Annotated in this window: 16 protein-coding genes; 4 read left to right on the top strand and 12 right to left on the bottom strand. The window is 69.3% G+C overall.

The window, feature by feature from the left end:
• Positions 1-138: 138 nt before the first annotated feature.
• Positions 139-363, bottom strand: coding sequence for a DUF1059 domain-containing protein (locus FB547_RS31320; RefSeq protein ID WP_145747509.1), 225 nt, complete (start codon positions 361-363; stop codon positions 139-141).
• Positions 364-616: 253 nt separating this feature from the next.
• Here FB547_RS31320 and FB547_RS33815 point away from each other — a divergent pair, with 253 nt between their 5' ends.
• The gene (locus FB547_RS33815; protein ID WP_145747508.1) at positions 617-1,087 is read left to right on the top strand and encodes a helix-turn-helix transcriptional regulator; all 471 of its coding nucleotides are present in this window, start codon (positions 617-619) and stop codon (positions 1,085-1,087) included.
• A gap of 15 nt (positions 1,088-1,102) precedes the next feature.
• Here the strand turns inward: FB547_RS33815 and FB547_RS31310 are convergent, their stop codons facing one another.
• Positions 1,103-2,419, bottom strand: coding sequence for an MFS transporter (locus FB547_RS31310; protein WP_145747507.1), 1,317 nt, complete (start codon positions 2,417-2,419; stop codon positions 1,103-1,105).
• Entirely contained in the window at positions 2,416-4,074 is a 1,659-nt protein-coding gene (locus tag FB547_RS31305; RefSeq protein ID WP_145747506.1) for a GMC family oxidoreductase, read from the bottom strand. The genes FB547_RS31310 and FB547_RS31305 overlap by 4 nt, the downstream gene beginning before the upstream one ends.
• Positions 4,075-4,170: 96 nt before the next feature.
• Between FB547_RS31305 and FB547_RS31300 the strand changes: the two genes are divergently transcribed.
• Positions 4,171-4,986, top strand: a complete 816-nt coding sequence (locus FB547_RS31300; RefSeq protein ID WP_145747505.1) for an IclR family transcriptional regulator — start codon at positions 4,171-4,173, stop codon at positions 4,984-4,986.
• 124 nt (positions 4,987-5,110) lie between these two features.
• Here FB547_RS31300 and FB547_RS31295 read toward each other — a convergent pair whose 3' ends face one another.
• The 8 genes from FB547_RS31295 to FB547_RS31260 form a co-directional block, all read right to left on the bottom strand.
• Entirely contained in the window at positions 5,111-5,911 is an 801-nt protein-coding gene (locus FB547_RS31295) for a sulfite exporter TauE/SafE family protein (protein WP_145747504.1), read from the bottom strand.
• Between the two features lie 61 nt (positions 5,912-5,972).
• Positions 5,973-7,496, bottom strand: a complete 1,524-nt coding sequence (locus FB547_RS31290) for an AMP-binding protein (RefSeq protein ID WP_186454313.1) — start codon at positions 7,494-7,496, stop codon at positions 5,973-5,975.
• Between the two features lie 55 nt (positions 7,497-7,551).
• The gene (gene sauS / locus FB547_RS31285) at positions 7,552-8,991 is read right to left on the bottom strand and encodes an acylating sulfoacetaldehyde dehydrogenase (RefSeq protein WP_145747503.1); all 1,440 of its coding nucleotides are present in this window, start codon (positions 8,989-8,991) and stop codon (positions 7,552-7,554) included.
• Between the two features lie 18 nt (positions 8,992-9,009).
• Positions 9,010-10,002 (bottom strand): tripartite tricarboxylate transporter substrate binding protein, encoded by a 993-nt coding sequence (locus tag FB547_RS31280; RefSeq protein WP_145747502.1) that lies wholly within the window; start codon positions 10,000-10,002, stop codon positions 9,010-9,012.
• Positions 9,999-10,811 carry an IclR family transcriptional regulator gene (locus tag FB547_RS31275; protein ID WP_145747501.1) on the bottom strand — a complete coding sequence of 271 codons (813 nt, stop codon included), beginning with the start codon at positions 10,809-10,811 and terminating at the stop codon, positions 9,999-10,001. Before FB547_RS31275 ends, FB547_RS31280 begins: the two co-directional genes overlap by 4 nt.
• 414 nt (positions 10,812-11,225) lie before the next feature.
• Positions 11,226-12,977, bottom strand: coding sequence for a cobaltochelatase CobT-related protein (locus FB547_RS31270; RefSeq protein ID WP_145747500.1), 1,752 nt, complete (start codon positions 12,975-12,977; stop codon positions 11,226-11,228).
• Positions 12,974-13,957 (bottom strand): AAA family ATPase, encoded by a 984-nt coding sequence (locus tag FB547_RS31265; protein WP_145747499.1) that lies wholly within the window; start codon positions 13,955-13,957, stop codon positions 12,974-12,976. The genes FB547_RS31270 and FB547_RS31265 overlap by 4 nt, the downstream gene beginning before the upstream one ends.
• A gap of 27 nt (positions 13,958-13,984) precedes the next feature.
• Positions 13,985-14,821: an IclR family transcriptional regulator gene (locus tag FB547_RS31260; protein WP_145747498.1), complete on the bottom strand. Its 837-nt coding sequence runs from the start codon at positions 14,819-14,821 to the stop codon at positions 13,985-13,987.
• 159 nt (positions 14,822-14,980) lie between these two features.
• Here FB547_RS31260 and xsc point away from each other — a divergent pair, with 159 nt between their 5' ends.
• Both xsc and FB547_RS31250 read left to right on the top strand, forming a co-directional pair.
• Positions 14,981-16,804, top strand: a complete 1,824-nt coding sequence (gene xsc / locus FB547_RS31255; RefSeq protein WP_145747497.1) for a sulfoacetaldehyde acetyltransferase — start codon at positions 14,981-14,983, stop codon at positions 16,802-16,804.
• Complete coding sequence (locus tag FB547_RS31250; RefSeq protein ID WP_186454311.1) at positions 16,801-18,006, top strand: acetate/propionate family kinase; 1,206 nt, start codon at positions 16,801-16,803, stop codon at positions 18,004-18,006. The genes xsc and FB547_RS31250 overlap by 4 nt, the downstream gene beginning before the upstream one ends.
• On the opposite strand, the gene FB547_RS31245 is transcribed toward FB547_RS31250, so the two are convergent.
• On the bottom strand, positions 17,990-18,982 hold the full coding sequence (locus FB547_RS31245) for a Bug family tripartite tricarboxylate transporter substrate binding protein (protein WP_145747496.1): 993 nt from the start codon (positions 18,980-18,982) through the stop codon (positions 17,990-17,992). The two genes, FB547_RS31250 and FB547_RS31245, sit on opposite strands and share 17 nt — an antisense overlap.
• Positions 18,983-19,024: the final 42 nt, after the last annotated feature.

Genomic DNA, 19,024 nt, shown 5'->3' with positions numbered 1-19,024 from the left:
CGCGACTTCGGAAAGCGCGCTTGGCAGGCAGCGCAACGCTCGACCGGGTGGCCCGGACTTCATCGACGGGTGCTCATCGAAAGCACCCGAAGGTATTCATCGCCGCGCGGAAACGGCGGCCGAGACCCCGCAGGGGCGTCAGGCAGGCACCTTCTGCGCGGCCGGAGCTTCCAGCGGCGGCGTGCCGGTCTTGAACATGCCCGCCAGTTGCTTGCGAAACTCCGGCGTGTCGGTATGGCCGTGGACGGCCACGGCATGCTGGACGGCGGCTTCGAGCAGCTCGCCCTCGGTGTCGGCAGAGAGCGCGACACTGCAGTTCATCGTGCTTGGAAACTCGCGGCAGTCGATGTATTGGCGTGACATGGTGGCTCCTGGAATGTCCTTACGGACGTGTTTCGAAGACCGGGCCGGTGGAAGGGGGCTGGCTCGAGGCTACCCCTGGACGCGTCAGGGGGTGTTTCATCGATGGCCATGTGTATCCCCTTCGCCGGCAGGCGATCTGCGCGCCCTTGCGTGCCTATACTGGGTCGCGGCCAAGGGCCTGCAAGCATCCTGCGTCTCGATGCGTGCGGGCGCCATACGCAGCAATGCGTATGCACCGTGAAAGGGGCATGCCATGGCGTATCTGACACACAGCGACCGTGCAGGCGCGCTTCGCCTGCTGGAGCAATTGGAGTCCGGGTGCTCGCCCATGCGTTACCACGGCGCCGGCAGCCATGGCCCGCGCGCAACCCGCCGCATCGCAACGAAAGCGCCGGGCCGGCGCGAGCTCCGCCGCGCCGCGCTGCAGGCCGACTACTACCGGCGCATGGGGCTGGAGCATGCGGTGGCGGTGGCCTTCCTGTACCGGCTGGCCTGCGGCGCCGCGCCGCCGCTGCCCGAGCCGCCGCTGGCCGGCCTCACGCCCCGCGAGGGCGATGTCATGCACTGGCTCTCGCGCGGCAAGACCGACGCCGAGATCGCCGCCCTGCTGGAGATCAGCCCGCGCACCGTCCACAAGCACCTGGAGCATGTCTACGTGAAGCTGGGCGTCGAGACGCGCACCGCGGCCGTGGTGCGCGCGCTCGCCATGGGCAGAAGCTCCTGAGGAATCAAGACAAGCTCAGCGCGAGGCCACCGCCACCGGTGCATCGGCCGGCGACGCGGACCGCCCGATCATCCAGGCGCACGCGGCGGACACCACGCCCGCGAACAGCACATACATGCAGATCTGCCACGGCTGGCCGCCGCCCGACTTGAGCAGCGCGGTCGCGATGATCGGCGTGATGCCCGAGGCGAAGATGCCCGAGAACTGGTAGACGAAGGAGATACCGGTGTAGCGCACCTTGGCGTCGAACAGGTCGCAGAACAGCGCCGCCTCCGGCCCGTACACCGAGGCATACAGGATGCCGAACGGGATGATGATCGCGAGCCACACCAGCAGCACGCTGCCGCCGCTGTGCGTCATGAGCCAGAAGCCCGGGAACGCCGACACCGCGGTGATCAGCGAACCCCACATGTAGACCTTGCCGCGCCCCATCCGGTCGGACAGGCGGCCGAAGAAGGGAATGAAGAAGATCATCACCACGGCCGCGGCCATCACGCCCAGCAGCGCATCGGTGCGGCTGATCTTGAGGGTGCCGGTCAGGTAGTTGATGGAGAACACGCCGAAGATGTTGAAGAACACCCCGTCGATGTAGCGCGCGCCCATGCCCTTGAGCACGTTGCCGGGGTAGCGCCGCAGCATGTCCATGAACGGAATGCGCAGCTCGGCGTTGCGCGCCTTCACGGCCGCGAACTCCGGCGTTTCCTGCACGTGGAGCCGGATGTACATGCCCACGCCCACCATCACGCCGGAAATCAGGAATGCGATGCGCCAGCCCCAGGAGAGAAACTGCTCGTCGGTCAGCAGCCACGACAGGAGCGCCACCACGCCCGAGGCCATGCACAGGCCGATCGCCAGCCCGATCTGCGGCAGCGATGCATAGAAGCCGCGCTTGCCCTTCGGCGCGTATTCGTAGGCCATCAGCACCGCGCCGCCCCATTCGCCACCCAGGCCAATGCCCTGCGCCACGCGAAGCAGAAGCAGCAGCAAGGGCGCCGCGATGCCGATCTGCGCATAGGTGGGCACCAGGCCGATCAGGAAGGTGGCCACGCCCATGATCATCAGCGTGATGATCAGCATGCTCTTGCGGCCGATCTTGTCGCCGAAGTGGCCGAAGATCACGCCGCCCAGCGGCCGCGTGACAAAGCCCACCGCGAAGGTGGTGTAGGCCAGCAAGGTCGACACCACCGGGTCGCTGCCCGGGAAGTAGAGCTTGTTGAACACGATGCCGGCCACCACGCCGTACAGGAAGAAGTCGTACCACTCGATGGTGGCGCCCACCAGGGCCGAAGCCACCACCCTGCGAATCGCTTTCTCGTCGCTTGTGCTGCTCATGTCGTTGTCTCCGATGTGGTTGTCGCGGCGGCTGCCGCCCTCACGTCCTCCCTGATCATGTCGACGGCCTTCTCGGCCATCATCACGGCCGGTGCGTTGGTGTTGCCCGACACCAGCGTGGGCATGGCCGAGCAGTCGATCACGCGCAGCCCGGCCACCCCATGCACGCGCAGGCGCGCATCGACCACCGCGAGCGGGTCGCTGCCCATGCGACAGGTGCCCGTGGGGTGGAAGATGGTGGCGCCGTTGTTGCGGCAGAACTCCAGCAGGTCGGCGTCGCTCGCGGCCTCGGGGCCGGGCTTGACCTCGCGCTTCACATAGGGCCGCATCGCGGGCGCCTCGGCAATGGCGCGCGCCGCCTTCACGCCGGCCACGGTGGTGGCGCGGTCGAGCTCGGTGGCCAGGTAGTTGGGCTGCATCTCGGGTGGCTCGGCCGCGTCGAGCGAACGGATGCGCACATGCCCGCGCGACTCGGGCCGCAGCTGGCACACCGACATCGTGAAGCCCGAATACGGATGCACCTTGCCGCCCGCCATGTCGGCCGAGAGCGTGGCCACGTGGAACTGGATGTCGGGCGTGGCGGCCACCGGCCGGCCGCTGTCGTCCTTCAGCGCGCGCATGAAGCAGCCGCCCTGGTTGATGCCCACCGCGAGCGGGCCGGTGCGGCGCATCAGCCATTCCAGGCCCATGCTCGCCTGGCCGAACCAGGAGTTGAGCTGGTCGTTGGTGGTGATGGGCTTGCTGCACTCGTAGCCGAGCCGGATCTGCAGGTGGTCCTGCAGGTTTTCGCCCACGCCGGGCAGTTCGTGAACCGCCGGGATGCCCATGCGTTCGAGCAGCGCGCGCGGGCCGATGCCCGAGAGCTGCAGCAGCTGCGGCGACTGGATCGAGCCGGCCGAAAGCAGCACCTCGGCGCGGCAGCGCGCGGTCTTCATCTCGCCGCCCTGGCGGTAGCTCACGCCCACGGCGCGCCGGCCGTCGAACACCAGCCGACTGGCCAGCGCGTCCGTCTCGATGCGCAGGTTGGGCCGGTGGCGCGCCGGCACCAGGTAGGCCTTGGCCGTGCTGCAGCGCCAGCCCTTGTGCGTGGTGAGCTGGTAGTAGCCCGCGCCTTCCTGCGCGGCGCCATTGAAGTCGTCGGTGCGCGGCACGCCGATCTGCTGCGCGCCGTCGATGAAGGCCTCGATGAGTTCGTGCTTCGCCGCGATGTCCGACACCTTCAGCGGCCCGTTGCCGCCATGGAAGGCGTTCGCACCGCGCTGGTTGCCCTCGGAGCGGATGAAGTAGGGCAGCACCTCGTCGTAGCTCCAGCCCGCATTGCCGAGCGCGGCCCAGTGGTCGTAGTCCTCGCGCTGGCCGCGGATGTAGATCAGCCCGTTGATCGAGCTCGAGCCGCCCAGCGTCTTGCCCCGGGGCCAGTAGATGCGCCGGCCGTTCATGTTCGGGTCGGGGTCGGTCTCGAAGCGCCAGTTGTAGGTGGAGCTCCACATCGTCTTGCCGTAGCCGATGGGCAGGTGGATCCAGAGCGACCTGTCCACCGGCCCCGCCTCGAGCAGCAGCACGCGCGTGGCCGGGTCTTCGCTCAGCCGGCCGGCCAGCACGCAGCCGGCCGAACCGGCGCCGACGACGATGTAGTCGAACTCTTCATCACGCATGCATGGCACCCGGGGAGTGGAACAATCGCTTCGCTTGCTTGCATCCTAGGTCATTGATTTTCGGAACGCAATGTTCCATTTTTAAGGTTTACCCGCATGCCACGTCCCGCGCGCCCCGCAGCCGCCGTGTCTTCGCCCTCGCTTTCCGTGCCCGCCGCGGAGGAGTCCGCCTCCGGCTCGTCGGCCGAGCGCAGCCTTCGCCTGCTGGCCTTGCTGGCCAGCGAAGGCCGCGCGCTCACGCTGGCCGAGCTGGCCGCGCAGCTGGGGCTGCCCAAGGGCACGGCGCACCGCATCTGTACCCAGCTGCTGGCCACCGGCTTCCTGGCGCGCGACGTGGACGAGCGTTCGTTCAGCGTCGGCCCCGCGCTGCGCAAGCTGGCCTTCGACACCCTGAACCACGGCACGGTGCGTGGCCTGCGTCATGAGGTGCTGTCCGAACTCGTGCGGCAGGTCGGCGAGACCTGCAACCTCACCACGCTCGACGGCGCCCAGGTGCTGTACCTCGACCGCGTGGAGGCGCAGTGGCCGCTGCGGCTCACGCTCGACGTGGGCTCGCACGTGCCGCTGCACTGCACCGCGAGCGGCAAGCTGTTCCTGGCGCAGATGCCGAAGAAGGAGCGCGATGCGCTCATCGACCGGCTGCCGCTCGCGCGCATGACGGCCAACACGCTCGTCAAGGCCGATGCGCTGCGCGCCGAGTGCGATGCGATCGCCAGGCGCGGCTATTCGCGCGACTGCGAGGAATTCATCGCGGGGTTGGTGGCCGTGGCGGTGCCGGTGCGCGACGCGGCCGGGCAGGTGCGCGCGGCGCTCGCGGTGCATGCGCCGACGGCGCGCATGTCGATGGAAGAGGCGGTGAAGCGCATCGATGCGCTCAAGGCCGCCGCGCAGCGCATGGGCACGCTGCTCTGAGCCCGGGCCGTTGGCCGCCAGCGCGCCGCGTCAGCGCCACTGCAGCAGCGGCGGCCACGGCTGCCCGCGAAGAAGAAGTGGGCATGTCGCGCGCAGCATAGCCAGGGCGGGGCGCCCTTGCCGGTCAGGCCATTGCCAGCGAGACCACCGAGCGCGCCACGCTCACCGCCGCCAGTGCCACCAGCAGGTTCAGCACATGCCGGCGGAACTGCGCGGGCGACACGCCCTTGAACGAGCGCTGGCCCCACCAGATGCCGGCCAGCATCGCGGGCGCGAGCCACAGCGCCCACTTCAGCGTGCCGGCCCCGAGCAGATGGCCCGAGGCCTGCGCGGCCGCGGGCATGAGCGCGGCGCTGGCGAGCGACACCACGTCGCTGAAGAGCAGCAGCGCAATCATGGTCGCGCGCAGGGCGGCCGGCGCCATGGCGGTGGTGCTCAGCAGCACCGCAATGGCAATGCCGCCGATGGCCGCCACGCCGTTGATGAAGCCCGAGACCAGCCCGGCCGCGAAGCGCACCGCGCGCGTGGGCACGAGCGTGGCCCGCGTGCCCGCACGCAGCAGCAGCGCGGCGGCCATCAGCAGCGCGCCGATCAGCAGGCGCAGCGGCGTTTCGGGCAGCCAGGCCAGCAACGCGACGCCGAGCGGAATGAACAGCAGGTTGCCCAGCATCAGCCAGCCCAGCCAGGGCAGGTCGACGTCGCGCGCAATGCCGCGCAGCTGGCTCAGGCTTGCAAGGATCTCGAGCATGAAGATGGCCGGCACCACGAGCGCGGGCGACACCACCAGCGAGAGCCCCGCCACCGTGACAGCCGAGAAGCCGAAGCCCGCGAAGCCGCGCACCACACCGGCCGCGAACACCACGCACAGGCTGTAGGCGAGCAGCGCCGGCGCCAGCGGCGGCACCAGCAGTTCCGCCGGCGTCACCGAATGACCTCCGCGCTGCGCGCTGCGGTGCGAGCCGTCTTCGGAACGGCCGGGCGGCGGCTCATGCTTCGAACAGCGGCAGCAGCTTCAGGCGCTGCACCTTTCCGGAAGGCCCGCGCGGCAGGTCCGCCACGAAGCGGTAGTGGCCCGGCGCCTTGTAGCGGCCGAGCACCTCGGCGCAGAAGGCGCGCAGCTCGTCTTCGGTGCAGGCGCAGCCGTCGCGCAGCACGATGCACACGCCGATCTCCTGGCCGTAGTGGCGGTCGGGCACGCCCACCGCCGCGGCCTCGAGCACCGCGGGATGCCGCAGCAGCGCCTCGTCGATCTCGCGCGGCGCGATGTTCTCGCCGCCCTTGATGATCAGCTCCTTGATGCGGCCGGTCACGAAGAAGAAGCCGTCGGCATCGCGGTGGCCGAGGTCGCCGGTGCGCAGCCAGCCGTCGGGCGTGAAGGCCGCGCGCGTGGCTTCGTCGTTCTTGTAGTAGCCGCGCATCACGTTGGGGCCGCGGATGGCCAGCTCGCCGGTGCTGCCGTCGGGCACCTCGGCCAGCGCGGCATCGATGACGCGCGCCTCGCAGCCCGAAGCGCGGCCCACCGAGCCCAGCTTGCGCAGCGCGGGGTCGAGCGGGTTGGAAAAAGCGGGCGCCGCGGTCTCGGTGAGCCCCATGGTCTCGATGATGCCGATCCCGAACTTCTGTTCGAAGGCACGGTGGTGCTCCGGCGGCAGCGCGGCCGACGCCGAGCGGCAGAAGCGGATCGATGTCGTCTGCGCGCGCGGCGGCTCATCGCCTTCGAGCAGGTACGAGATCATGGTGGGAACCACGTTGATCCAGCTGCACCCCGTGCCCGAGGCCTGCGCCCAGAAGCGCCCGGCCGAGAACTTCGGCGGCATCGCGAGGCTGCCGCCATGGGCGAGCGGCGCGAGCATGGTCACGGCGAAGGCGTTGATGTGATAGAGCGGCAGCACGGCCAGCACGCGGTCGGTGGGCTGCAGCGCGTGCTCGGCGCTGATCGCATGCGCGTTGGCCGCGAGGTTGGCTTGCGTGAGCATCACGCCCTTGGGCATGCCGGTGGTACCGGAGGTGTACATCAGGAGGGCCACGTCGCCGGCGGCGGGGGGCGCAACCTCATGCAAGGGCGCCGCCTGCGCCTCGCCCGGCAGGGCATCGGCATCGGGGCCGGCCACCAGCACCTCGACCGGCCGGCCGATGCCTTCGAGCATCGCGCGCACGGGTGCTTCCCATTCGGGCGCGACGCACACCACGCGGCAATCCGAATGCGCGAGCACGTAGCGCATCTGCTCGGGCTGCGACAGCAGGTTGACCGGATTCACGCACAGGCCGCCGTGCATCGCGCCGAGCAGCACGCGCAGCGTCTGCAGCCCATTGGGCATGACCACCGACACCGTGTCGCCCGGCCGCGCGCCATGCGCGTGCAGCACCGCCGCCACCGTGCGGCAGCCGCGCGCGAGCTCGCCGAAGCCGATGCTGCACGCACCCTCGGTGGCAAGCGCATACACCGCCTGCGGCTGCGCCGCCGCCTGCAGCTCGATCAGCTCATGAACGGTGGAGGCTGTCACGGTCATAAGGCAACCTCCGTGCTACGCACTGCGGTATTCGCCTTGGGAGCGGCCCAGCGGCTCATGCCGCACCGTATTCGGCGAAGAACGCGCCGAAGATCTCGTCCTCGCTGGGCACCCGCTCCGGAATCGGCCGCGAAACGCGCGTGATGTTCAGGTAGTGCCGGTAATTCATGTTGTCCGAGAAGTTGTTCTTGCCCCAGGTGCCGCAGCCCATCGAAAGCGAGAACGGCAGGCCGTTGTCGAAGCTGCCGCCGGTGGCGATGCAGTGCGCCTGGTCCACGATCACGCGCGACACCGGCAGCGTGAGGCCCAGCGTCAACGCGCGCTCGGGCACCGTGCTGTGCAGGCCGACCGAATGGCCCGCGCCCTCGTAGGCGTAGATGCGTGCGACCGTGGCGGCAGCTTCGTCGAAATCGCGCGCGGAATAGATCGCCAGCACCGGGCTCAGCTTCTCGCCCGAGAACGGATGCGCGTGGCCCACGCCGTCCTCGGCCACCATGAGGATGCGCGGGTCTCTTTCCGCAATGGCCAGCCAGCCTTCGCGGTTGGCGCCGTCGAGGGCGGCCGCGCGCTCGGCGATCACGCGCGCCGACTGGCCGATGACCGCGGGCGAGAGCTTGCCTTCGGGCCACATCAGCGCCTGCAGCGTGGCCTTCTGCGCGGCCGCGAGCATGAACGCGCCGCGGTCCTTCAGCGCCGAGAGCATCTGCGCGCGCACCGCGTCCACGATCACCAGACTGTTCTCAGACGAGCAGCTGGTCGCGTTGTCGAAGGTCTTGGAAAGCAGGATGCGATCGGCTGCCGCGTTCACGTCGGCCGTTTCGTCGACGAGGCCCGCCACGTTGCCCGCGCCCACGCCGAAGGCCGGCGTGCCGCTGGCGTAGGCCGCACGCACGTTGGCCTGCGAGCCGGTGGCCACCACCAGGTCGCACAGGCGCATCAGCTCGGCGGTCGACTGCTTGTTGACCGGCGAGGGCAGCAGCTGCACCAGGTCGCGCGGCGCGCCGATGCGGTCGAACTGCGCATGGATGAACTCGATCAGCCGCGCCGCCGTCGACCAGCCCTTGGGCGATGGCGCGACGATCACCGCGTTGCGCCCCTTGAGCGCATTGATGATCTTGTTGGCCGGCGTTGCCCCGGGATTGGTGGACGGTGTGACCGCGCACACCACGCCCACGGGCCGCGCGATCTCGACGATGCCGCGCGCCGGATCTTCGGAGATCACGCCCACCGAGCGCGCGCCGCGCAGGTCGCGCAGCAGGCCGAAGGTCTTGCGGTGGTTCTTGCGCACCTTGTCCTCGACATTGCCCACGCCGGTATCGGCCACGGCCAGCTCGGCCAGCTCGCGGTTGCGCGCGGGCTCGATGATGGCCCAGCCCGCGGCCACCACCGCGGTGTCGACCTGTTCTTGCGACCAGGTTTCGTAGATGCGTTGCGCAGCGCGGGCGCGCGCCACGAGCTCGGCGATGGGGGAAGAGGGTGCGGATGAGTTTTCCATGGGTCTGCCTGTTGCGGGTCAATCCACCTTGATGCTGGCTTCCTTGGCGAGCTTCTGCCAGCGCACGAGCTCCGTCGCCACCACCTTGCCCAATTGCTCCGGCGTGCCGCCGACGCCTTCGCTGCCTTGCGCCAGCAGCTTGTCGCGGATCTCCGGTTCCTTGACCACCGTGTTGATGACGCGGTTGAGCTTGTCGATGGTGGGCTGCGGCGTCTTCGCAGGCACGAACACCGCGTACCAGGAATCGACGTCGAAATCGGCAATGCCCGCTTCCTGCATCGTGGGCACGTCGGGAAAGGCCGCGCTGCGCCTGGTGGTCGACACCGCCAGCGCCTTGAGCTTGCCGGCCTTCACGAACTGCGCGGCCGCGGGAATCGACACCCACAGCAGCGGCACCTGCCCGCCCATCACGTCGGTCACGGCCGGGCCGCCGCCGCGGTAGGGGATGTGCGTCATCTGGGTGCCGGTGCGCAGCTTCAGCAACTCGCCCGCCAGGTGTCCGGGCGAGCCGTTGCCCACCGAGGCGAAGGACAGCGATCCCGGCTTGGCCTTGGCGAGCGCCACCAGTTCGGCCACGGTATTGGGTGCGAACTGCGTGTTGGCCACCAGGATCTGCGGCAGCGAGGCGACCAGGCCCACGGGCGCGAAGTCTTTCGCGGTGTCGAAGGAGAGCTTGGTGTAGATCGCCGGGTTGATGGTGTGCGAAGACAGCGTGAACAGCACCGTGTAGCCGTCGGGCGCGGCCTTGGCCACGATCTCGGTGCCGATGGAGCCGGCCGCGCCGCCGCGGTTGTCGATCAGCACCTGCTGGCCGAGCAGCGACGAGAAGCGCTCCTGCACGATGCGCGCGATCACGTCGGTGCCGCCGCCGGGCGGGTAGGGCACGACGAGCCGGATCGGCTTGTTCGGATAGTCGGTGCCGTTTTGCGCCTGCGCGGCAAAAGGCACAGCCAGCGTGGCGGCCGCCAGCAGCGCGGCGCGCAGCCAGGGGGCGGGGAACAACAGCTTCATTCGAGTCTCCTTCTCCTTGTGGTGGATGCCGGCAGCGGCGCCGAGGCCGGCACCGGGCTTGCCCGGTAGCCGAGCGTGACGCTCGCGTCGCGCGCGCAGGCCATGAGGCGGTCGGCCAGTCCGCGCGCCTGCGTCCGCGCGAAGCGGATCGAGGGCACGCTCATGCCGACGGCCGCGACCGCCTCGCCGCGCGCGTTGAACACCGGCACGCCGAGACCGCAGACGCCCAGGCGCCATTCCTCGCGGTTTTCCGCATAGCCGCGAACGCGCGTGCGTTCGAGTTCCGAAAGAAGTGCATCGAAGCTGGTGATGCTGTGCTTCGTGTGCGCCGCGAGCGTGCCGAGGCGCTCGTGCAGCGCGGAAAGGTCCGGCGCGGCCGCGGCAAGCAGGGCCTTGCCCGAGGCCACGCAATACGCCGCCGCCCGGCCGCCGATGCGCGAGTAGGCGGCCACGGGCAGGGGGCTGTCGAACTTGTCGAGGTAGACGATCTCGGCGCCGTCGAGCACTGCAAGGTGGATGGTCTCGCCGGTCTGCTGTGCCAGCGCCGCGAGGTGCGGCCGCAGCAGCGAACCCATGTCGGTGGCCTCGGACACCAGCGCGCCCAGCTCGAACAGGCGCAGGCTCGGGCGGTAGGCGCTGGTGCCCGGGTCCTGCACGGCCCAGCCGCAATCGACCAGCGTTTGCAGCGTGCGGTGCGCATTGCTGCGCGCCATGCCGAAGGCCTGGGCCAGGTCGGTGACGCGGCAGTCGCGCTGTTGCCGCGTCATCCATTCGATGGCGGCAAGGCCTTTGGCGAGGGTGGAATCCATGGGGCTCCGGATGTTCCAAATATTGGAACGTTGTTCCTGGATATGAGACGCAATGTTTGAACTGATCGTCCGCTTTGTCAATCGGGGACTTGGATGTAGTTCTAAACGTTTCAGGTTTTGCTTCTTTCAGGGCGTGTGCACAGGCCACCGGGTACTCCCCTCCGCGAATGTCCCCCGGCCTGCGGCCTCCTCCTTGATTTCGCTGCGGGGAGCACCCGATGCCCTGTGCACAGGGCACGCTGCTGGTGAACCGCTGATCAACGACCGCTGCGCATAACACTCACGTCGATGGGGTGCCTTGCGCAGCGAAATAAAGGAGGAGCCCGAAGGGCGGGGGACATTCGCTTCGCCGTGTACCCCGTCGGCGGGAGCGCGCCCTGAACAGCAGCGCCCCCGATAGACCCCAGGCAGGCTTCAGCGCCGATACCGCCCCGCCATGAGACCGGTCACCTCGCGAAAGATCGTGTTGCCGGTAGACGTCGCAAGGTCGAGCACATGGCTGTGGCTGTAGTACGGGCTCAAGTCGAGCCCGACACCGATCCCCGCGATCTCGACGTCGCCGCGCTGTTCCTGCCGCGCCACCACGTCGCGCAGGTGGTGGTCGAGGTAGTGCGCGTCGTTGGCCAGGTGCGTGGCGCTGTCCATCGGCGAGCCGTCGGAAATCACCAGCAGCAGCTTGCGCGCCTCGGGTCGCTGGCGCAGGCGCGCGCAGCCCCAGTCGACCGCCTCGCCGTCGATGCCTTCGCGGAACAGGTCGGCCTTCAGCAGTGCGGCCATCGCGGGGCGCGCGCGGCGCCAGGGCGTGGCGGCCGCCTTGAAGACGATGTGGCAGCGCTCGTTGAGGCGGCCGGGGTGAGGCGGCCTGCCGGCGCGCACCCACTCGCGCTGCGCACGGCCGCCGTTCCAGGCGCCGGTGGTAAAGCCCAGCACCTCGCTGGCCGCGCCGGCCTGCTCGAGCGCGCGCGCGAACACGTCGGCCATCATCGCGACCGATTCGGCATGCTCCTTCATCGAACCCGAGCAGTCGATCAGGAAGGTCACGATGCAGTCGGCGACCGGCTCGATGCGCTCGGTGCGGAACAGGCGGCGCTCGGTCGGCGAGGCCACGAGCTGCGCGAGCCGGCGGCCGTCGACCAGGCCTTCTTCCTGGCCGCCGTCCCAACCGTCGCGTGTCGGGTCGGCCAGCAGCGCGCGCAGCTCGCGCGCAAGGCGGGCGATGTTCACGCCCTGCGCGGCGATCCGGCGGTCGAGCTTCTCGCGGTGGCCGGCGAGCACTTCCTTGCGCGCCAGCGCGGCGGCGTCGTGCTCGCGGTCGTAGGCGGCGGTGAAGACGCGGTAGGCGCCGCCCGCGTTGTCGAGCACGGCGCTGCGGCCCGATTCGGCGGTGGTGAAGCGCTCGATGATCTCGCGGTCCATGTCGGCGACGAGCATGAACACGCTGCGCTTGTCGTCCACATGCGGGTCGCGTGCGTCGCTGCTGTCCTCGCCGGCTTCGTGCAGCATCGCGGCGACGGTGCGCGCGATGGCGAGTGCGTGCACGGCATAGGCAGCCTGGTCGGCACGGTCGCGGCGCAAACCTGCCAGCTGGTGGCCGATCAGCGGCGCGAGCGCGAAGCGCGTGGCCTCGAGCATGTCCTCGGTTTCTTCCACCACCTGCTGGCCGCTCACGCGGGCGCGGCAGATCTGCGCCACGGCGTAGAGCAGCAGGCCGCGCGCGGTATCGGTCAGCCCCGAATGGTGGAAGGCCAGCGACCACTGTTCATGGCGGTGCCGCAGGTTGCGCCGCATGCCCGCCATGACCTCGGGTACGAGCGCTTCGGCGCGGAACTGCTCGAGCATCTCGAACAGCATGCGCTCGACCGGCTCTTCGGGCCGCAGGCTTTCGTGCAGCGCGGCATCGGACACCGTGAGCCGCAGCGCCAATCCGTCGGCCACGCCGCGGAAGGAGGCGAAGTCGTCGGTCTCGGGCGAGGGATGCAGGTGCGGCGCGAACCACGGCAGCGCCACGCGGCCGCGATGCAGTCGCCGTCCGCGAAAGTGCAGCTCGCGCTCGCCGCTGAAGGCGCGCACCACGCCCGCGCAGAGTTCGGCGACCTGCTCCTCCTGCCGCACGCGGCGCTGCATGGCGCTGGCCGATGCGGTAGCGGGGGCAGGTGCCTCGGTCATTCGCGCGGTCCCGGCGACAGCTGGTGCGACTCCTCCAGCTCCTGGTCGAAGCAGCGCTGAAAATACTCGGCCACGAGCGGCCGCTCGGCGTCGTCGCATTTGTTGACGAAGGACAGGCGGAACGCGAGCGCCGGGTCCCTGAAGATCTCGACGTTCTCGGCCCAGGTGATCACGGTGCGCGGCGACATCAGCGTCGAGAGGTCGCCGGCCGCGAAGCCCTTGCGCGTGAGATCGGCCACGGCCACCATCGATGCGACCAGCGTGAGGCCCGCATCGCCCGCCAGCGACGGCACGCGCGCCTGCACGATCGCGATCTCTTCATCGGCCGGCAGGTAGTTGAGCGAGGCGACGATGTTCCAGCGGTCGATCTGCGCATGGTTGAGCCGCTGCGCGCCGTGGTACAGGCCGTTGAGGTTGCCCAGGCCCACCGTGTTGGCGGTGGCGAAGAGGCGAAAGAAGGGGTGCGGGCGCAGCACCTTGTTCTGGTCCATCAGCGTGAACTTGCCGTCGCGCTCCAGGATGCGCTGGATGACGAACATCACGTCGGGCCGGCCTGCGTCGTACTCGTCGAACACCAGCGCCACCGGCCGCTGCAGCGACCACGGCACGATGCCTTCCTGGAACTCGGTGACCTGTTTTCCTTCGCGCAGCACCACCGCGTCCTTGCCGACAAGGTCGAGCCGGCTGATGTGGCCGTCGAGGTTCAGGCGCACGCAGGGCCAGTTCAGCCGCGCCGCCACCTGCTCGATGTGGCTCGACTTGCCGGTGCCGTGCAGCCCCTGCACCATCACACGCCGGTCGCGCATGAAGCCCGCGAGGATGGCGAGCGTCACGTCGGGGTTGAAGCGGTAGACCGCATCCACCTCGGGCACGTGGTCGTCGCGCTCGCTGAAGGCGGGCACCTGCAGCTCGGTGTCGATGCCGAACACCTCGCGCACGCTCAGCATGCGGTCGGGCCGAAGGTCTGCGATGTCGGTCACGGTGGGCTTTCGAAGGAGATGGAGTGGTCAGGCCTGCGCGCGGCTGGTGGTGCCCGCGTCGGCATCGATGCGGCTCAGCGCCTGGGCGGCGCGCTGCAACGCCGGCAGCAGTGCCTTCGCCTTCGCGGCATCGAGCCGCATGACCGGCGCCTGCACCGCGATGCACAGGTTCGAGGGGCCGTCGTCGCCCGAAGGCACCAGCGCGGCAATGCACAGCAGGCCGGGCAGGAACTCCTCGTTGTCGATGGCAAAGCCGTCCTTGCGCACGCGCTGCACTTCCTTTTCGAGCGCGTCGGGGTTGGTCAGCGTGCGGGGCGTGTAGGGCTCCAGCGGCGCGTTGGAGAGCAGGCGGCGGCGCTGCGCCGCGCTCATCTGCGCGAGAAAGATCTTGCCGCTGGCCGAACAGTGCACCGGCACGCGCGAGCCCGAGTGCAGGTAGAAGCGCAGCGGCGCGGCGGTTTCCACGCGGTCGAGGTACACCACCTCGCTGCCCGAGAGCGCGGTGAGGTTGCAGCTCTCGCCGATTTCCTCCACCAGTTGACGCAGCACCGTATGGCGCGCACCGTGGAGGCTGTCGTTGAGCAGCAGGTTCTCGGCCAGCCGCCGCAGCCGCGTGCCGATGCCGTAGTGGCGGCCGTCGCCCTCGCGCTGCAGCAGGCCCGCGGCTTCGAGCTGCTGGAGCATGCGGTGCAGGGTGGGCTTGGGCATGCCGGTCTCTTCCACCAGGCCCTGCAGCGAGTAGCGCTGGTCCTTGGCGGCCATGACTTCGAGCAGCCCGAACAGGCGCATGGTGGGCGTGTCACCCGGCGCCGGCTCAGGGATTTCGGGCGCAAGCCCTTTGACGATCTTCATGGGCTGGATCATAGTCTTTTTACAAAAAACAAGACAAGACGTACCGATTTTTGTAAATTGTTTGACGCCAAGGCCTTGCCGACCTATATTCCGCCGGAAAGAAATTCGGAACAACCCGTTCCGGCTTTTGAAACCCGCAGACCGCCCCATCCCCTTCAGGAGACGCCTTCCATGAGCCAGAAGCAACCCGCCGCACCCACCCGCGAAGCCGTCGCCGGCGTGCAGAAGATGACGCCCTCCGAGGCCTTCGTCGAGACCATGGTCGCCAACGGCGTGACCGACATCTTCGGCATCATGGGCTCGGCCTTCATGGACGCGATGGACATCTTCGCGCCCGCCGGCATCCGCCTGGTCCCGGTGGTGCACGAGCAGGGCGGCGCCCACATGGCCGACGGCTATGCGCGCGTGTCGGGCCGCCACGGCGTGGTGATCGGCCAGAACGGCCCCGGCATCAGCAACTGCGTGACGGCCATCGCGGCCGCCTACTGGGCGCACAGCCCGGTGGTGATGATCACGCCCGAGACCGGCACCATGGGCATGGGCCTGGGCGGCTTCCAGGAAGCCAACCAGCTGCCGATGTTCCAGGAGTTCACCAGGTACCAGGGCCATGTGAACAACCCCAAGCGCATGGCCGAGTACACGGCGCGCTGCTTCGACCGCGCCATCTCCGAGATGGGCCCGACGCAGCTCAACATTCCGCGCGACTATTTCTATGGCGAGATCACCACCGAGATCCCGAAGCCCATGCGCGTGGAGCGCGGCGCAGGCGGCGAGATGAGCCTGAACGCGGCCGTCGAGCTGCTGGCCTCGGCCAAGTTTCCGGTCATTCTCTCGGGCGGCGGCGTGGTGATGGGCGATGCGGTCGAAGAGTGCAAGGCCCTGGCCGAGCGCCTGGGCGCACCCGTGGCCAACGGCTATCTGCGCAACGACTCGTTCCCCGCGAGCCATCCGCTGTGGGCCGGCCCGCTGGGCTACCAGGGGTCCAAGGCCGCGATGAAGCTGATCGCGCAGGCCGACGTGGTGCTTGCGCTCGGCTCGCGCATGGGCCCCTTCGGCACCTTGCCGCAGCACGGCATGGACTACTGGCCGAAGGACGCGAAGATCATCCAGGTGGAGGCCGACCACACCAACCTCGGCCTCGTGAAGAAGATCACCGTCGGCATTCACGGCGACGCCAAGGCCACGGCCAAGGAACTGCTCAGGCGCCTGCAGGACAAGACGCTCGCCTGCGATGCCACCAAGGCCCAGCGCGCTGAAAAGATCAAGGCCGAAAAGGCCGCGTGGGAAAAAGAGCTCGACGAGTGGACCCACGAGCGCGACCCCTTCAGCCTCGACGCCATCGAGGAAGCCAAGGGCGAGAAGACGCCCACCGGCGGCACTTACCTGCACCCGCGCCAGGTGCTGCGCGAACTCGAGAAGGCCATGCCGCCGCGCGTGATGGTCTCCACCGACATCGGCAACATCAACGCCATTGCCAACAGCTACCTGCGCTTCGAGGAGCCGAGGAGCTTCTTCGCGCCGATGAGCTTCGGCAACTGCGGCTACTCGCTGCCGACCATGATCGGCGCCAAGTGCGCGGCGCCCGACCGCCCGGCCGTGGCCTACGCCGGCGACGGCGCCTGGGGCATGAGCATGGTCGAGATCATGACCGCCGTGCGGCACGACATTCCGGTGACGGCCGTGGTCTTTCACAACCGCCAGTGGGGCGCCGAGAAGAAGAACCAGGTCGACTTCTACAACCGCCGCTTCGTCGCGGGCGAGCTCGAGAGCGAGAGCTTCGCGGGCATCGCCAAGGCCATGGGCGCCGAGGGCATTGTGGTCGACAGGCTCGAAGACGTGGGCCCGGCCCTCAAGAAGGCCATCGACATGCAGATGAACCAGGGCAAGACCTGCGTGATCGAGATCATGTGCACCCGCGAGCTCGGCGATCCGTTCCGCCGCGATGCGCTGTCCAAGCCGGTGCGCTTCCTCGACAAGTACAAGGACTACGTTTGAGCGAATCGCTGTTCACGCTGAACGCCGGGTCGTCGTCGATCAAGGTGGCGCTGTTCGAGGCGCCGGGCGAGGGCGGTGCGCTGCCGGCCGCCCGCTGGTCGGGCCAGGCAGACGGCCTGGGCGCGGGGCTGAAGGCTCGGCTGCGCGTGCGCGATGCAGAGGGCCGCACGCTGCACGATGCGGCGCTGGAAGGCGGCAGCCGCTCGCACCAGGGCGCCTTGGCCGCGCTGCTCGCATGGCATGCGCAGCAGGGCGAGGGCGGCCGCATCGCAGCGGTCGGCCATCGCATCGTGCATGGCGGCGCCAACTTCATAGAGCCGGTGCGCATCGACGAGGCGGTGCTTGCCGAACTGGCCGCACTCGAACCGCTCGCGCCGCTGCACCAGCCGCACAATCTTGCCGGCGTGCGTGCCGCCATGAAGGCTTTCGATGGCGTGCCGCAGGTGGCGTGCTTCGACACCGCCTTCCATGCGAACCAGCCCGATGTGAACCGCCGCTTCGCGCTGCCGCGCGCGCTGCACGAGGCGGGCGTGCGGCGCTACGGCTTCCACGGCCTGTCCTACGAGTCGATCGTGACGCAGTTCGCGCAGCTGGCGCCGCAGCTCGCACGCCAGCGCGTGATCGTCGCGCACCTGGGCAATGGCGCGTCGATGTGCGCCATGGCCGAGGGCCGGTCGGTGGCAACGACGATGAGCTTCTCGCCGCTCGACGGCCTCACCATGGGCACGCGCTGCGGGCACCTCGATGCGGCCGTGGTGCTGTACCTGATGCGCTCGCAGGGCATGTCGGCGGACGATGTCGAGAAGCTGCTGTTCCGCGAGTCGGGCCTGCTGGGGCTGTCGGGAATTTCCAGCGACATGCGCGAGCTGGAGGCTTCGGCCGCGCCCGCCGCGGCCGAAGCCATCGCGCATTTCACCGAGCAGGTGGTGCAGCACATGGGCAGCCTGGCCGCGGCGCTGCGCGGCGTGGACGCCATCGTGTTCACCGGCGGCATCGGCGAGAACGCCGCCGCGCTGCGCGAGCGCATCCTCGAGGAATGCGGCTGGCTCGGCCTGCGTGTCGACGCGGAGGCGAACCGCGCAGGGCATGCGCGGCTCACCACGCCCGAAAGCCCCGTCAGCGCCTGGGTGCTGCGCACCGACGAAGAGGCCGTGATCGCGCGCCACACGGCGCGGCTGCTGCAGCTCAGCCAGGCTGGATAGACGCCGCCTTGATGACGTGCGCCCAGCGCGCGATCTCGTCGGCCAGGAACGCAGCGAAGCGGTCCGGCCCGCGCGCATCGATCACGAAGCCCTGCTGGCGCATGCGCTCGTCGAGGCCGGGCTGCGCGAGGATCTTCACCACCTCCGCGCCCAGCTTCTGCACCGCGGCATCGGGCATGCCGGCCGGCACCATCATGCCGGTCCAGTTCTCGACCTGCAGCGCGGGCATGCCGGCTTCGGCGGTGGTCGGCACCTCGGGCAGCAGCGGATAGCGGGTCTTGCTCGCGATGGCGAGCGCGCGCAGCTTGCCGCCCTTCACGTGCGCGATCGACTCCGGGAGGTTCGAGAACACCACGTCGAGCTGGCTGCCGATGAGATCGGTGATGCAGGGCGCACCGCCCTTGTAGGGCACGTGCTGGATGCTCGACTTGTTGAGGTCGTTGAAGAGCGCGAGCGTCAGGTGGGGCGGCGTGCCGTTGCCGCTGGAGCCGGCGTTGAGCTTGCGCTCCTTCGCGGCCGCGACCAGGCCCTGCAGGTCCTGGATGGGGCTGGCCACGGGCACCACGACCAGCATCGGGCTGCCGGCCAGCAGCGCCACCGGCCGCAGGTCCTTCTGGAAGCTGAACGGCGACTTCGGGAACAGCGTGACGTTGGCCGCGTGCGTCAGCGTGACCGCGAGCAGCGTGTTGCCGTCGGGCGGCGCCTTGGCTACGAGGTCGGCGCCGATCTGACCGTTGCCGCCGGGCCGGTTGTCCACCAGCACGTTGACCTTCCAGCGCTCGCCCAGCTGCTGGCCGATCTGCCGCGCCATCACGTCCGTCAGGCCGCCCGGCGGAAAGGGCACCACGTAGCGCAGCGTGGCGTCCGGTCGGGGGTAGTCGCCGCCTTGCGCCCTGGCAAGCATCGGCATGAGCGAGCCCAGCGATCCCGTCGCCGCCAGGGCGGCGGTCCCCTGCATCCATTCGCGTCGTTTCATCGTGTTGTCTCCTGTTGTTGTGTGGGGTCTTGACGCTGGCCG

Source organism: Variovorax beijingensis (assembly GCF_007828835.1).
GTDB lineage: Bacteria > Pseudomonadota > Gammaproteobacteria > Burkholderiales > Burkholderiaceae_C > Variovorax > Variovorax beijingensis_A.
This window is presented reverse-complemented; position numbering and strand designations above follow the sequence as displayed.

Excerpts from the sequence above, each read along its gene's own strand:
- FB547_RS31305 (WP_145747506.1), bottom strand. The coding sequence starts at position 4,074 with ATGCGTGATGAAGAGTTCGACTACATCGTCGTCGGCGCCGGTTCGGCC.
- FB547_RS31280 (WP_145747502.1), bottom strand. The coding sequence starts at position 10,002 with ATGAAGCTGTTGTTCCCCGCCCCCTGGCTGCGCGCCGCGCTGCTGGCG.
- FB547_RS31245 (WP_145747496.1), bottom strand. The coding sequence starts at position 18,982 with ATGAAACGACGCGAATGGATGCAGGGGACCGCCGCCCTGGCGGCGACG.
- FB547_RS31260 (WP_145747498.1), bottom strand. The coding sequence starts at position 14,821 with ATGATCCAGCCCATGAAGATCGTCAAAGGGCTTGCGCCCGAAATCCCT.
- sauS (WP_145747503.1), bottom strand. The coding sequence starts at position 8,991 with ATGGAAAACTCATCCGCACCCTCTTCCCCCATCGCCGAGCTCGTGGCG.
- FB547_RS31270 (WP_145747500.1), bottom strand. The coding sequence starts at position 12,977 with ATGACCGAGGCACCTGCCCCCGCTACCGCATCGGCCAGCGCCATGCAG.
- FB547_RS31275 (WP_145747501.1), bottom strand. The coding sequence starts at position 10,811 with ATGGATTCCACCCTCGCCAAAGGCCTTGCCGCCATCGAATGGATGACG.
- FB547_RS31300 (WP_145747505.1), top strand. The coding sequence starts at position 4,171 with ATGCCACGTCCCGCGCGCCCCGCAGCCGCCGTGTCTTCGCCCTCGCTT.
- xsc (WP_145747497.1), top strand. The coding sequence starts at position 14,981 with ATGAGCCAGAAGCAACCCGCCGCACCCACCCGCGAAGCCGTCGCCGGC.
- FB547_RS33815 (WP_145747508.1), top strand. The coding sequence starts at position 617 with ATGGCGTATCTGACACACAGCGACCGTGCAGGCGCGCTTCGCCTGCTG.
- FB547_RS31290 (WP_186454313.1), bottom strand. The coding sequence starts at position 7,496 with ATGACCGTGACAGCCTCCACCGTTCATGAGCTGATCGAGCTGCAGGCG.
- FB547_RS31310 (WP_145747507.1), bottom strand. The coding sequence starts at position 2,419 with ATGAGCAGCACAAGCGACGAGAAAGCGATTCGCAGGGTGGTGGCTTCG.
- FB547_RS31320 (WP_145747509.1), bottom strand. The coding sequence starts at position 363 with ATGTCACGCCAATACATCGACTGCCGCGAGTTTCCAAGCACGATGAAC.